Here is an 11,764-nt window from a genome sequence, read left to right on the forward strand (position 1 = left end):
GTGGTTCAAATCGGGCGTTCTATAGCCACTGCGCCGACCGGGGAACAAAGGCGGCGCCACGGATCATCCCCAGATCAGCTCCGCTATTCCCGGCCCGCTTTTCCCGACCTGTCTTCCCCGACCAGTGACCGGACACCCACCGGACACGGGGGAGCCCATCGGCGTCAATCGCTGCCTCTTTGAGTTCCCCCGCCGTGAGTTCCCCCGCCCTGGCCATCGCGCGATTTCGGTTTGCGGAACCGTGCGATATGACGCTCGACCCGGTCGGCAAAGGCCGCACGCTCTTCGGGACTCATCTGTTGCAGCTTGCCGATCCAGGCGTCTTGCAGCGTGGACTTGAAGCTCTCGATCTCAGACGATTGTTCGGCGATACGGTCCCGCAACCTAGCGACATCCAGCGGCTCCTGCCGGATCAGGTCCAATAGCGCCTTCAGCTCTGCGATCCGACGGTCGACAACACTGTCAAACTCGCCCTCGCCCAGATCGCGCAGCATTCTCTGCTGGTCCGGGTCGAAACTCCGAAACATCACCCCGCCAATGGCATCGGCGGCAGCGGGGGGCGGCGGAGCCTTGTGATAGCGCTTGCCGCCATGGGGGGGCTCCCGCAGAGCTGATCCTGCGACCACTCCGATCACCGCGAGGTTGGCCCCCAGCGAGAGCGCAAACGCCAGCTTGAGCCAGCGCGGCGTGCGGGATAGAGATTTGGTGCCCGAGATATCAGTCATTGCATGTCCTCTGCCAGAACCGTGGCCAGGTCAAAAGTTTCATAAGCCGCATAATCGTCGCCGCTGACCATCGCGGATGCATCGCTGAGCGTGCCCAGCCCGGCTGCGTTCATGACAACCTCCGGCCCGGCAATCCCGACCCACAGGCCGATCCAAAGGCCGGTGCAGCTTGCCGTCACCAGGCCACCGACCGAAACCCAGCCCCCCAATGCGGAGACCAGAGCCGCAAGCGGGCCACGCCTGACGCTGCCATCCTGCGGCGGGAGCGGAGGGGCCTGCCAATGCGCCTGTTGCGCCGCAGCATCCGCGAGGATCGCGGAGGTCAGCCGCTCAGACACGACCGGACGCGCGTCACGGGCCTCCCGAAACAGGGCTTCGATATCGTCAAAATTGTCGTGATGATCAGTCATCGTGATACCCCAATTCATCTCGTCGCCCGGCCAGCGCCTTGGCAAGGGCCCTTTTGCCCCGTGCCGTCAGGCTTTCTACGGCTTCCACGCCGATCTCCATGATCCCGGCAATCTCCGGGTTCGTCAGCTCTTCTATGTGCCGCAGGACAACTGCCTGGCGCTGGCGCTCTGGCAGGGTCATCAATGCGTCCTGCAACGCATCGGCACGCGCTTGGTTCTGCAGGGTCTCTGCCGCGCTGGCAGCAGGATCCGGCGGCTCCGGCACCGCATCCAGATCCAGGGTTCCGCCCCGGGCCCGGCGTTTGATGTCGATGCAAAGGTTCATTGTGACCCGATAAAGCCAGGTCGAGACCCTCGCCTCCCCCTGACGCCAGTCGGGTGCCACCTTCCAGAGCCGGATCATCGCTTCCTGAGTGACATCTTCGGCCTCTGCCCGATTGCCAAGCACCCGCATGGCCATGCCCAGCACCCGCGGCCCCAGACGCTGCGTCAACTCGGCGGCGACTGTGGGATCGCCATTGGCGAACAGCACCAGGAGCGCCTCGTCACTCACCTCCGGCTCCGGCTCCATGACGGCCGCGGCAGCAGAGGCCGTGCCCCGCAGCCCCATCATGCGCGCCTCCCCCCGTGAGGGAGGCGCAGGTTTATCGGCATACATATGCACTGTTCAGTCCAGATCGGACTTACTCCGAGTCGGCGCCATGGCCCCTGTGGTCGGGTCCATCGCGGTGATGTTTCTTCTTCATCACGGCTTCGATGATTGCCTGCGCAGTATCGAACTCCGCCTTGGAGATCGACCCGTCGCCGTTGGTATCTGCCTTTTCCAGCAGCTTGTGTGGGCCGCGGCGCTGCGGCATTTCTTCGACGCTGAGCGCACCGTCGCCGTTCTTGTCGAAGCGTTCGATCATAGCTTCGGTCCGTTTGGCAATCCTTTCCTGCGCCTTGGCTGTCATTTCCTCAGCAGTCAACATCCCGTCGCCGTTGGCGTCGGCCTCGTCAAAGCGTTTCTGGCCCATGGCCGCGATCTCTGCCTGTGTCAAAGCGCCGTCACCATCCGCATCCAGTTGCTCAAACGTGGGCTTTTGACGATCAGGGCCAAAGCCGGGCTTGGCCACCGCGATGGTCCCCGCCGCCGCAGTGGACAGGGACAGGAGAGTCGCAATCAGGATCTGTTTTTTCATAACGTCGTTCCTTTAGTTCAGCCTCAGCAGCACTGTGCTGCCCGATGTATGAGTAAAACGACCGCCACCGGGGTTTCCGTCGCGCCGACGGCATTTATTTTTCATCTCCCGAATGCAGCGCCCGATAACGGCACCCTGTTGGCCGGGGCGCGTCACCCGGTCACAGCGCATTCACCCTTTGGTTTGCATATTTCTCTAGAAAGGTTGAAATGGACCGTAGACTGCATGATCTGCGGTCGGGCCCAGCCAAAGCGACGGAGCATCAGATGACCCAGACCCCAGGCCTCGTACAGCAGGATATGGCCCCAGGTGACCGCCCGACCAAGCCCGCCTTGTGGAGAGGCTGGCGTCGCCGCTGTCCCAATTGCGGCGAAGGCCATCTGCTGCACAGCTATCTGAAGGTGAACGACCAGTGCACCGTCTGCGGGGAAACGTTTCACCACCACCGCGCCGATGACGGGCCGGCCTATCTGACCATTCTTGTCGTCGGGCACCTGATGGCCCCCCTCATGCACTATACCGCGTTTGAGTGGCGCCCCTCACCCTGGGTCATGGCCAGCGTGTTCTCGACCGGTTGCCTGGCGGCCTCGCTCTACCTGCTGCCGCGTCTGAAGGGGGCCGTTGTGGCCTATCAATGGGCCCGCCGGATGTACGGCTTTGAAACGGCCACCCCGGGATCCAAAGCCACAGCCGACGCCGGGACCACTGAATGACCGGAATTGCCCGTTCTCGGCTCTTTCCTTTCTGACCGAAAGACGTGACACTGCGATCCGGCCCGCCCGCGAGCAGGCCACTGCAGGCAGGAGGACACAGGCATGACAGGCACAACCGGACCGGAGCAGAGCCGGGACAAGACAGCGATCCGCGATGCGGCCACCGTCATCGCCGTGCGTGACCGCGACAGTTGCGACCCCCGTGTTCTGATGGGCCAGCGCGGCGCTCAGGCCGCCTTCATGCCGAATAAATTTGTCTTTCCCGGTGGCGCGATGGATGCCGGTGATCTCGATATCGCGTTGCACGCCGATATCGCGCAACCCTGCCGTGACCGCCTGAGGGCAGAGGGCGGCGACCGGATCTGGCAGGCGCTCTGCATCGCTGCGGTGCGCGAACTCTGGGAGGAGACCGGGCTTATTCTCGGCCGTCCGGGACATTGGCCCGGCACCGTGCCCGCCGACTGGCAGAGCTATGCCGCTGCCGGGCATGTGCCGGATGCCTCGGCCCTGACCTTCGTGTTTCGCGCCCTGACCCCTCCGGGCAGGCCACGCAGGTTCGATGCACGGTTCTTTCTTCTGGAGGCCGAGTCCCTTGTCGGCGATCTCGACGATTTTTCCCGCGCATCGGACGAGCTGTCCCATCTGCAATGGGTGCCCCTCAGCCAGGTCCGTCGCTTCGATTTGCCCTTCATCACCGAAGTGGTCCTGGCCGAGGTGAGCGCAACCCTGCGGTCCGGGAAATCCCCGGAGAGCACACCGTTTTTCCGCAACGATGACGAGGAAAGCCTGTTCCTGCGCCTGCATGGCCGTCCCATGCCCCAGGCCGATTGAGAGCCGCAGACCGCCGCAGCCTGATTGCGCCAGACCGCCGCAATCAGAGCGCAAGGATCAGGGCGAGGATCGACAGCACAAGAAGCCCCATGCCAAAGATCTCGCGCCGGGTGACGGTCTCCTTGAAAAACACCAGGGAGGCCAGCAGCGACAGCAGCAATTCGACCTGTCCCAGCGCCTTCACATAGGCTGCGTTCTGCAATGTGAAGGCGAGGAACCAACAAAACGAGCCGCCCATGCTGGTCAGCCCGACCCAGACCGCAACCCGCCGCGCCGCCCAGACCCGCCGGATCTCGGCCGGGTCTCTGACCGTCAGCCAAACCAGCATCATGACCGTCTGCAGACAGACCACCACCGCCAATGTCACCGCCGCCCGCAGCACAGCATCGGGGACCTGCAATTCCAGCGAGGCCCCGCGATAGCTCACTGCAGAAAAGGCAAAGAGAACCCCGGACCCCAATCCCAGCAGCGGCGCGCGCCCGGTGAGTTGCTGCCAGAGGCCGGGCGCGGTGTCGGCGGACTTTGACAACACCAGAACGGCCCCCAGCCCAATTGCGATTGCCAGCCAGCCCAGCACCGACACCTCGTCGCCCAGAACCACCAGCCCGACGAGCGCCGTCTGGATGACTTCGGTTTTCTTGAAGGTGATGCCAACCGCGAAATTGCGCGCCTTGAAGAGGGCCACCACACATATCGTAGCGAGGATCTGCGACAGGCCACCGACGGCTGCAAAGCCCCAGAACCCGGCCGACAAGGCGGGCATCTCGGCCCCGGTTGTCCGGGCATAGGCCCAAAGCAGCAGCAGGATCAGCGGCGCGGAATAGATGAACCGTGAAAAGGTCGCCCCCGCCGGGCTCAGTGATACGGAACTCAGTATTTTTTGCAGCATGAACCGCACGGTCTGGAATGTGGCGGCAGCGAAGGTGACAACAATCCAGAGCGGCATGGGATGGCCTCAGGGCATACTATTGCATACCGCATATATGACCTATTCCGCCGGAGGCTTCCAGAGCGGATGTGGCACCGGGTCCTTTGCCCTCAGGAAATACCGGCGGAACACGCTGGCGTAGCTCTTCAGCACATAGCCGTCGTTGCTCGCCTGAAACGCGCGCCGGTGTCGGTCATACAGGGCCGGCAACCGGTGCCACGGCACTCCGGGATAGAGATGATGAACCACATGCAGATTGTTGTTCAAAAAGAGAAACCCCAGAGTGCTGCCAAGCAGGCCACGGCTCTCGACGATGGCGGTTCGGCCGTGTTTGTCCAGATGGGCGCGATGCTCCAGATAGGTGCGGATCTTCAGGATCGCCAGACCAAGATAGGCCGCGGCACCATAGGCCCAGATCGGCATGGCGGAGAGGGACACAAGCCCCAGCACTGTCGCCGCACCGACCGCATGCAGGATCCAGTCGCGCAGAACGCCGGTCTCGCCTTGCCGGATCAGCGCCCAGTCTGTCTGCATGAAACCGATCTGCCCGACCAGCGGCCCCACCACCATCCGCCCCAGCAACGTGTTGTTGATCCGCAGCACCCCCCGGTGCCAGACCGGCAGCCGCATCCAGACCTGCGGGTCATGAAAATTGCTCTCGGGATCGTCATAGGGATCCGTCAGGTTTTCGTCCTGATGGTGCTGCAAATGGGTGTCGCGAAAACGCCCGTAGGGCACACACAGGTTCAGCGGCAGAAACACCAGCGCTTCATTCACCGCTCTGCGGTTGAACGGATGGCCGTGCAGAACCTCGTGGCTCAGGGATGAATGCAAAACCACCATCAGCGCCGCGACACAGACCGCAAGCAGCAGCGAGACCTGAGGCAGGGTGAAAATCGCGCCCCCCCAGATCAGATAGCAGCCCAGGATGAGGGCGAACGTGCCCCATTCGCTCCGCTCCGGAAGCGCAGAACGGGCGTCGGCCTCCACGCGCTCGATCTCTGGAAGCGGCGCAGCGGCGGCAGTCTGCGCGGATGCGAGCCGCTCTTCTTCGGTCAGATCACGCATGCTGGGACACGCTGCTCCGGCCCCAGGCGATCTGCGCCCAGATCCGCTCGTACATTACATAGGTGACGAACCCGATCGCGGCATTGATCAGCGCCATCGCGCCGCCGACGCTGGCCGACCCGGTCGCGACAAAGCCCACGGCGGTCATCACCGTCAGGCCTATCACATTCCACACCACCGCCTTCACGAGGGAGCGTCCACGCGTTTCCATATCACCTCCGATGTTTTGAACTGCCTTCAGACTAGGTCACCGGCGATCTGTGCAGAATTCTGTATGTGATTAACAAAATCCAACGTTTGTGATATTTATCGACACATGATGGAAAATATCGACAAACGCCTGCGTGCCTCGCAGTTTCGCGAGCGACTGAACCGGGCTCTGCGCGACAGTGGCCTGAGCCAGAGTGCATTGGCCCGGGCCACCGGCGTTGACCGCTCGACCATTTCGCAGCTCCTGACGGATGACGGGGCGCGATTGCCTAATGCCCATGTGGTCGGGGCCTGTGCATCGGCACTTGGGGTATCGGCAGATTGGTTGCTCAGCCTGTCGGACCGACCGGAAAGTGCAGCCGAGCTGCTGGCCTCGTCGGTCTCAATGTCAGAAGCGCCACGGGCCCTGGTCGATGCCCGTATCTACGAGTGGCATCAAGAGGCTGCCGGATACAAGATCCGCCATGTTCCGACCACCCTGCCCGATATGCTCAAGACGCGGGCCGTTCTGGAATGGGAATACGCGCCGCATCTGGGCCGGACCGCGCATCAGGCCATTGGCGCGTCAGAAGACCGTCTGGCATGGATGCGGACATCCGGGTCCGACTATGAAATTGCCCTGCCGATCTACGAGGTCGACAGCTTTGCCAAAGGCGTCGGATATTACGAAGGGCTCCCCGTGGAGCTGCGCATCGAACAATTGGATCATCTGGAGCGATTGACCACGCAGCTCTACCCGAGGCTGCGGATCTATCTCTATGATGCCAAGCGGCTGTATTCCTCTCCACTCACGATCTTCGGTCCGCTGTTTTGCGTGTTTTACGCCGGCAGCCACTATATGGCCTTTCGGGATCGCGAGCGGGTGGAAACCTTTACCGGCCATTTCGACAGGCTGGTGCGCGAGGCAGACATCACCGCCCGCCAGTTGCCGCGCCGGGTCAGGGCTCTGCGGGCTCAGCTCAGCCAGCCCAGGTGATCGACCACCCCAGGTGATCGCCTCGCCGAAGTGCCCCGCAAGGGGATGCGCCCGCAGTCCGCTCCGGTTCGGGATCAGACCTTTGGGTCCGGGTTTTCGGTATGGCCATCCACGGCAATCACCTGGCCGGACACCCGGCGCGCGGCGTCAGATCCCAGAAAGACGGCCATATTGGCAACATCCTCTGCCGTGACCCAGGTTCGCATCGAGGTGCCCGCCGCATAGCCCGTGTAGACCGCGTCCCTGCTCATCCCCTTCAACGCAGCCTCGCGGTCCAGAACGCCCTCCATCCGGGGGCCTTCGACCGCGCCGGGGCAGATGGCGTTGGCCCGGATGCCAAAGGGGCCGAGCTCCATCGCCAGCGTTTTCATCAGGCCGATGACTGCCCATTTTGCCGCCGCATATGGCGCGCGGTTGGGATAGCCGTAGATCCCGGCCGTCGAAGAGGTCAAAACGAGGCTCCCCTGCCCCGCCAGCTTCATCAGGGGGGCGGCGTATTTCGCGGCCAGAAACGCCCCTTCCAGGTTGACGCTGACGCAGGCACGCCAATCCGCCAGCGCCACATCCTCGACCGGTGCCGTCGGCCCGGCAACACCGGCATTGGCGCAGAGCACGTCCAGCCCTCCGGCTGCCCCGACTTCGGCAAAGAGCGCGGCGACAGCAGGCTCATCCGCAGCATCGACCTGCCGCGCCTGCCACCCGTCTGGCACATCCGCCAGCGCGGCGGCATTGACATCCGTCACCCAGACCTCGGCGCCGGTGGCCGCAAAGCCCTCGGCCATGGCGCGCCCGATCCCGGAGGCCCCTGCTGTGATCAGAACGCGGCTCACCGGGGAGCACCGATGGCGCGACCCAGCCCCTCAGGTGCAGGCAGCGCCGCATGGGCTGTGGCCAGCCTGACCAGATTGGCCTCGATATGCGCCGCAGGCGGAGCCGAGCGGCGGGTCTTCAGATCCACATGCAGCAACATATGTTCGCCGGTGGCCAGCAGCCGGTCGCCCTCATACATCTCATGCCACAGATGCATTTTCTTGCCCTGCCCCAGGATGACCCGCGTCCTGACCTGAATGGGGTGGCCCGCGTGCACCTCATCAAGGTGGCGGATATGCGTCTCGGCGGTAAAATAGCTGCCGCCGGAGGCAATATACTCCGCATCACAGCCGATGATCTCCATCAGCCGGTCGGTCGATTGCGCAAAGGCATCCAGATAGCGGCTCTCGGTCATATGGCCGTTGTAGTCGGTCCAGTCCAGCGGCACCACGCGGGCCTGCGTCAGTAGCGGCTGGCTGATGTCGGCGACCTCCTCCATGCTGCGGGCCAGACCGGCCTCGCCCATGCGCGACATGTCATGGTCGTTCTGCAAGGCCCCCGCGCCCCAGTCATTCGCCGACAGCGCTCGCATCATCCCCACCAGATTGTCGTCCCGGATCCGCTCCAGTTCGCGGATCGAGTGGTGGCCGGACTGCGCATCGGATTGGCCTGCGATCAGATCGACCAGCTCATCGTTGTATTCCGGCACATCCATCAGCTTGGTCCAGGGCCAGCTGAGACAGGGGCCGAACTGGGCGAGGAAATGTTTCATCCCCGCTTCGCCGCCCGCAACCCGGTAGGTCTCAAACAGCCCCATCTGCGCCCAGCGGATGCCGAAGCCATAGCGGATGGCATTGTCGATTTCCTCGGTGGTGGCGATGCCGTCCTTGACCAGCCACAGAGCCTCGCGCCAGACCGCCTCAAGGAAACGATCCGCTACATGAGCGTCGATTTCCTTTTTCAGATGCAGGGGATACATGCCGACCGAGGTGATGATCTCCTTCGCCGTGTCGATCACCTCGGGCGGGTTGGCAGCGGTGGTGACCAGTTCGACCAGCGGCATCAGGTAGACCGGGTTGAACGGGTGCGCCACCACGATCTGCGCGGCATTTTCAAACCCCTCCTGCAGCTGCGAGGGTTTGTAGCCCGAGGTCGAGGATCCGATGACCGCATCCGTCGGCGCCTGCGCCTGCAGCTCGGCGTAGATCTTCTGTTTCAGATCCAGCCGCTCCGGCACGCTTTCCTGAATCCAGGATGTCCCCGCGACCGCCTCGGCAACGGTGGCGTGAAACGTCAGCGCGCCCTCAGCGGGCAGCGCCACATTGCCAAGCCCCGGCAGGGATCGACGCGCATTGTCGAGCACTTCGCCGATCTTGCGTTCAGCCTGCGGGTCCGGGTCAAACACCCGCACATCCCACCCGTTCAGCAGGAACCGCGCAGCCCAGCCGCCGCCGATCACACCGCCGCCAATGATTGCCGCTGTCTTCATACCCTATCCTTCCAAATCCCGGGGCCATAGGAACTTGCCCCTGTCAACGTCGACTCAACGCCCTGTCATGCCGCTGCCAACGCCCTGTCATGTCACTGTCCATGCAGAGGCCCCGGCGGGGGTCCTGCCCCCGCTGCGCTGCCGGACACCCCTCACTTTGCCAATGGCGCCTGTTTCGTCAGACCCAGCTTCTCGCGCACTTCTGCCGGGGTGATGACCCGGGCGCCGAGGTTTTCGATGATCGATCCCGCGCGTTCGACGAGTTGCCAGTTTTCCGCCAGCACGCCCTTGTCCAGGTAGAGGTTGTCCTCCAGCCCGACCCGCACATTGCCGCCCGCCAACACCGAGGCCGCCACATAGGCCATCTGATTGCGCCCCAGTCCAAAGGCTGAGAAGCACCAGTCGTCCGGCACATTGTTGACCATCGCCATGAAGGTATTGAGGTCATCCGGCGCGCCCCATGGCACGCCCATGCACAGCTGCACCAACGCCGGGCTGTCGAGGATGCCGTCTTTGACCAGCTGTTTGGCATACCAGAGGTGGCCAGTGTCAAAGGCTTCGATTTCCGGCTTCACACCCAGCGCGGTCATCATCCTGCCCATCGCCTGCAACATGCCGGGCGTGTTGGTCATGACGTAGTCGGCCTCGGCAAAGTTCATGGTGCCGCAATCCAGCGTGCAGATCTCGGGCAGGCATTCGGCCACATGGGCAACGCGTTCCGTGGCGCCGATCATGTCGGTGCCGGCCGCGTTCACCGGCAGCGGGTTTTCGACGCCGCCAAAGATGATATCGCCGCCCATGCCTGCGGTCAGGTTCAGCACCACATCGGTGTCGCTGTCCCGGACCCGCTCGGTCACTTCGCGGTAGAGGGCGAGGTCGCGGGACGGCGCGCCGGTGTCGGGGTCGCGCACGTGGCAGTGCACCACAGCCGCTCCGGCCTTGGCCGCGGCAATGGCGCTGTCGGCGATCTCCCTGGGTGAGCGAGGCACGTGCGGGCTGCGGTCCTGCGTGCTCCCGGAGCCGGTCACGGCACAGGTGATAAAGACCTCGCGGTTCATGGAAAGCGGCATTTTTATTTTTCCCTCTGATGTACAGGGTTGTGCCTCGGGTTATCCCCAGGCTTCTCCCCGGATTCCAATTTGCGCTGCCAGCAACCTTGGCCCAGCCTTGCGGACAAGAGTTTACCTCAGGCGAATCGAAGTTGATGAAATCCGCAAAAAACATACTCCAGCCGGAGAACCGCCCGCTCAAGACTGCCGTTCTGGTGATGGACGATTGCAATACGTTGTCTTTTGCCGCCGCTGTCGACCCGATGCGGGCGGCCAATCGTCTCGCCGGGCGCCCTGCCTTCGACTGGGACTACATCAGCGCCACGACCGAGCCGCCGATGCTGACCAGCGGGCTGACCGTGCCCGCGTCGCCCCTGGCACGGCTGGACAGCTGTGACCTGTTGCTGGTGATTGCAGGGTTCCAGCTCGCCCGTCATGCCACCCCCAGCCTGCTGGCCGGCCTGCGCCGGATTGCCGGCACCGGCGCGACCATCGCGGGCATTGATGGCGGCCCCTGGCTGATGGCAGAGGCCGGTCTGCTGGATGGCCGCCCGGCCACCACCCACTGGGAAGACCTGGAGAATTTCTCCGCCCGCTTCCCCGACATTCACTGCCGGACGGACCGCTTTACCGTGTCCGACGGGCGGCTGACCTCCGGCGGAGCGACACCTGCGATCGAGATGATGCTGCATGTGATCGGCGCCCGGCATGGGCACGGTTTTGCCTCCCGTGTGGCGGGGCTGTTCCTCTATGACGGGATTGCCACGCCCCAACGGGCACAGAGCCGTCTCGGCCATCATAAGCACAACGCCCTGACCGCCAAGGCCAATGCCATCATGGAGGCGGCGCTGGACGATCCCAAACCCCTCGCTGAGATCGCAGAAGCCTTGGGCACCAGCCCCCGCAGCTTGCAGCAACAGTTCCGTCTGCGTCTGAACACCACGCCGCAGGACCACTACCTCCAGCTGCGCCTGGCCGAGGCACGGCGACTGGTGACAGATACCGACCTGCCGTTGATGGAGGTTGCCATGGCCACGGGGTTTACCTCGCAATCGAGCTTCGCCCGTGCCTTCCGCACCGCCCATGACACCTCGGCCCGGGAGTTGCGGCAGGCGCGAGAGACCGCGGCCATGTCCTCATACCCAGCAGTGCAGGCCAACAGCCACGCGAGCCACAGCACGAACTGAACCGGCCCAGTTGAACTGGCCCATCTGAACGGAGCGATGCTGTGTGTGGAGGGGGAGGCTCCCGCCCGTCGCCGGATCTTGGGATCCGCTCCCGTTGGGCATAGCGCCGCGCAAATGCGCGGCGCAGACGCGTCCGGTGGCAGGCATCGCGCATCACCCCTCCGCAGGCCAGGTCGCTGCCCGCTGC

Annotated in this window: 14 protein-coding genes; 4 read left to right on the forward strand and 10 right to left on the reverse strand. The window is 63.8% G+C overall.

The annotated features are described in order from the left end of the window. Window positions 1-164: 164 nt before the first annotated feature. The 4 genes from FGE21_RS13140 to FGE21_RS13155 all read right to left on the reverse strand — a co-directional run bounded on the left by FGE21_RS13140 (window position 165) and on the right by FGE21_RS13155 (window position 2,316). Window positions 165-725, reverse strand: coding sequence for a periplasmic heavy metal sensor (locus FGE21_RS13140; RefSeq protein ID WP_139663756.1), 561 nt, complete (start codon window positions 723-725; stop codon window positions 165-167). Continuing rightward, the gene (locus tag FGE21_RS13145) at window positions 722-1,135 is read right to left on the reverse strand and encodes a hypothetical protein (RefSeq protein WP_139663757.1); all 414 of its coding nucleotides are present in this window, start codon (window positions 1,133-1,135) and stop codon (window positions 722-724) included. Before FGE21_RS13145 ends, FGE21_RS13140 begins: the two co-directional genes overlap by 4 nt. After that, a complete protein-coding gene (locus tag FGE21_RS13150) occupies window positions 1,128-1,745 on the reverse strand; it encodes an RNA polymerase sigma factor (protein ID WP_370285688.1) in 618 nt (205 codons plus the stop codon). The genes FGE21_RS13145 and FGE21_RS13150 overlap by 8 nt, the downstream gene beginning before the upstream one ends. 73 nt (window positions 1,746-1,818) lie before the next feature. Beyond that, window positions 1,819-2,316, reverse strand: a complete 498-nt coding sequence (locus FGE21_RS13155; RefSeq protein ID WP_139663758.1) for an EF-hand domain-containing protein — start codon at window positions 2,314-2,316, stop codon at window positions 1,819-1,821. A gap of 266 nt (window positions 2,317-2,582) precedes the next feature. Here FGE21_RS13155 and FGE21_RS13160 point away from each other — a divergent pair, with 266 nt between their 5' ends. Both FGE21_RS13160 and FGE21_RS13165 read left to right on the forward strand, forming a co-directional pair. Further along, window positions 2,583-3,029, forward strand: a complete 447-nt coding sequence (locus FGE21_RS13160; protein ID WP_139663759.1) for a DUF983 domain-containing protein — start codon at window positions 2,583-2,585, stop codon at window positions 3,027-3,029. Window positions 3,030-3,131: 102 nt separating this feature from the next. Then, window positions 3,132-3,860 carry an NUDIX hydrolase gene (locus tag FGE21_RS13165; RefSeq protein ID WP_139663760.1) on the forward strand — a complete coding sequence of 243 codons (729 nt, stop codon included), beginning with the start codon at window positions 3,132-3,134 and terminating at the stop codon, window positions 3,858-3,860. A 43-nt stretch (window positions 3,861-3,903) separates the two neighbouring features. On the opposite strand, the gene FGE21_RS13170 is transcribed toward FGE21_RS13165, so the two are convergent. From FGE21_RS13170 to FGE21_RS13180, 3 genes are read right to left on the reverse strand one after another with little or no spacing between them, the layout of a single operon-like run. Further along, the gene (locus tag FGE21_RS13170) at window positions 3,904-4,806 is read right to left on the reverse strand and encodes a DMT family transporter (RefSeq protein ID WP_139663761.1); all 903 of its coding nucleotides are present in this window, start codon (window positions 4,804-4,806) and stop codon (window positions 3,904-3,906) included. 42 nt (window positions 4,807-4,848) lie between these two features. Next, window positions 4,849-5,856: a fatty acid desaturase gene (locus tag FGE21_RS13175; RefSeq protein WP_139663762.1), complete on the reverse strand. Its 1,008-nt coding sequence runs from the start codon at window positions 5,854-5,856 to the stop codon at window positions 4,849-4,851. Beyond that, window positions 5,849-6,067, reverse strand: a complete 219-nt coding sequence (locus FGE21_RS13180) for a DUF2061 domain-containing protein (protein WP_139663763.1) — start codon at window positions 6,065-6,067, stop codon at window positions 5,849-5,851. The genes FGE21_RS13175 and FGE21_RS13180 overlap by 8 nt, the downstream gene beginning before the upstream one ends. 105 nt (window positions 6,068-6,172) lie before the next feature. On the opposite strand from FGE21_RS13180, the gene FGE21_RS13185 reads away from it, so the two are divergent. After that, window positions 6,173-7,042 (forward strand): helix-turn-helix domain-containing protein, encoded by an 870-nt coding sequence (locus FGE21_RS13185; RefSeq protein WP_139663764.1) that lies wholly within the window; start codon window positions 6,173-6,175, stop codon window positions 7,040-7,042. 74 nt (window positions 7,043-7,116) lie between these two features. Here the strand turns inward: FGE21_RS13185 and FGE21_RS13190 are convergent, their stop codons facing one another. The 3 genes from FGE21_RS13190 to FGE21_RS13200 all read right to left on the reverse strand — a co-directional run bounded on the left by FGE21_RS13190 (window position 7,117) and on the right by FGE21_RS13200 (window position 10,411). Next, entirely contained in the window at window positions 7,117-7,872 is a 756-nt protein-coding gene (locus FGE21_RS13190) for an SDR family oxidoreductase (RefSeq protein ID WP_139663765.1), read from the reverse strand. After that, entirely contained in the window at window positions 7,869-9,341 is a 1,473-nt protein-coding gene (locus tag FGE21_RS13195) for a carnitine 3-dehydrogenase (RefSeq protein WP_139663766.1), read from the reverse strand. The genes FGE21_RS13190 and FGE21_RS13195 overlap by 4 nt, the downstream gene beginning before the upstream one ends. 152 nt (window positions 9,342-9,493) lie before the next feature. Then, window positions 9,494-10,411, reverse strand: coding sequence for a 3-keto-5-aminohexanoate cleavage protein (locus FGE21_RS13200; RefSeq protein ID WP_139663767.1), 918 nt, complete (start codon window positions 10,409-10,411; stop codon window positions 9,494-9,496). Between the two features lie 134 nt (window positions 10,412-10,545). On the opposite strand from FGE21_RS13200, the gene FGE21_RS13205 reads away from it, so the two are divergent. Continuing rightward, complete coding sequence (locus tag FGE21_RS13205; RefSeq protein WP_139663768.1) at window positions 10,546-11,577, forward strand: GlxA family transcriptional regulator; 1,032 nt, start codon at window positions 10,546-10,548, stop codon at window positions 11,575-11,577. The last annotated feature ends 187 nt before the right edge of the window (window positions 11,578-11,764 follow it).

Origin of the sequence: Phaeobacter sp. B1627 (genome assembly GCF_006265095.1) — a bacterium.
Classification (GTDB): Bacteria; Pseudomonadota; Alphaproteobacteria; order Rhodobacterales; family Rhodobacteraceae; genus Epibacterium.

What these genes read in the sequence shown, in the direction of transcription:
- FGE21_RS13195 (WP_139663766.1), bottom strand. Translation starts at nt 9,341, where the DNA reads ATGAAGACAGCGGCAATCATTGGCGGCGGTGTGATCGGCGGCGGCTGG.
- FGE21_RS13175 (WP_139663762.1), bottom strand. Translation starts at nt 5,856, where the DNA reads ATGCGTGATCTGACCGAAGAAGAGCGGCTCGCATCCGCGCAGACTGCC.
- FGE21_RS13180 (WP_139663763.1), bottom strand. Translation starts at nt 6,067, where the DNA reads ATGGAAACGCGTGGACGCTCCCTCGTGAAGGCGGTGGTGTGGAATGTG.
- FGE21_RS13205 (WP_139663768.1), top strand. Translation starts at nt 10,546, where the DNA reads ATGAAATCCGCAAAAAACATACTCCAGCCGGAGAACCGCCCGCTCAAG.
- FGE21_RS13185 (WP_139663764.1), top strand. Translation starts at nt 6,173, where the DNA reads ATGATGGAAAATATCGACAAACGCCTGCGTGCCTCGCAGTTTCGCGAG.
- FGE21_RS13170 (WP_139663761.1), bottom strand. Translation starts at nt 4,806, where the DNA reads ATGCCGCTCTGGATTGTTGTCACCTTCGCTGCCGCCACATTCCAGACC.
- FGE21_RS13155 (WP_139663758.1), bottom strand. Translation starts at nt 2,316, where the DNA reads ATGAAAAAACAGATCCTGATTGCGACTCTCCTGTCCCTGTCCACTGCG.
- FGE21_RS13150 (WP_370285688.1), bottom strand. Translation starts at nt 1,745, where the DNA reads ATGGGGCTGCGGGGCACGGCCTCTGCTGCCGCGGCCGTCATGGAGCCG.
- FGE21_RS13145 (WP_139663757.1), bottom strand. Translation starts at nt 1,135, where the DNA reads ATGACTGATCATCACGACAATTTTGACGATATCGAAGCCCTGTTTCGG.
- FGE21_RS13160 (WP_139663759.1), top strand. Translation starts at nt 2,583, where the DNA reads ATGACCCAGACCCCAGGCCTCGTACAGCAGGATATGGCCCCAGGTGAC.
- FGE21_RS13200 (WP_139663767.1), bottom strand. Translation starts at nt 10,411, where the DNA reads ATGCCGCTTTCCATGAACCGCGAGGTCTTTATCACCTGTGCCGTGACC.
- FGE21_RS13140 (WP_139663756.1), bottom strand. Translation starts at nt 725, where the DNA reads ATGACTGATATCTCGGGCACCAAATCTCTATCCCGCACGCCGCGCTGG.
- FGE21_RS13165 (WP_139663760.1), top strand. Translation starts at nt 3,132, where the DNA reads ATGACAGGCACAACCGGACCGGAGCAGAGCCGGGACAAGACAGCGATC.